This is a genomic window from Vibrio sp. 10N.222.48.A3 (genome assembly GCF_041475345.1).
Taxonomy (GTDB): domain Bacteria; phylum Pseudomonadota; class Gammaproteobacteria; order Enterobacterales; family Vibrionaceae; genus Vibrio; species Vibrio tasmaniensis_A.
The window spans coordinates 1-552 of the sequence record NZ_JBFRVX010001679.1; the positions used below are offsets into that span (position 1 = coordinate 1).

Genomic DNA, 552 nt, shown 5'->3' on the forward strand with positions numbered 1-552 from the left:
CTCACCGACCCCTTCAAAGCTTCCAGTCGAAAGACTTAACAAGGGGACATTTCTATTGGGGACAAATAAGGACATTTTAAAATGGGATTGACAGGTTGTACGTAAAATGTGAGGAGTTTCAGTACCTTAGTCCTTACGGATTTTGCACACCACGCCGGATTAAGTCCTTAATGTTGTTGGTTTTATGGATTTTGACTGCACGTTTATGCACGTTGCGTTCAATATTGTTGGCTATACTTGGTTTTCGTGTCTCTGATTTTTACGCTGACGTGTTGCCGTTTCCAGAGACTTTCTACTACAAACACACTTTATGAGGAGGAAAAAAACTTTGCACGCTTGTCTTAATTTTTGAAGGAGATCACATGCTCACGCCACACTTTGCGGATCTCGTGCATCATCACTTTGATGGTATCCACGACGCCGCGGCCTTTTTTCATGTTCAACCGATCACGGTCCAGCGTTGGCTCTCAGGTGAAGTCCCTGTGAACCCGATGGCCGAAAAATTGATGAACATCCACGCTCGCGGTTATTTGCCTTTAGACCATCGTTGGA

1 pseudogene is annotated in these 552 nt (G+C 44.6%); it reads left to right on the forward strand.

From position 1 onward, the window contains the following. Positions 1–362 precede the first annotated feature (362 nt). A pseudogene (locus AB4653_RS28380) lies at positions 363–552 on the forward strand (hypothetical protein); the annotation flags it as partial.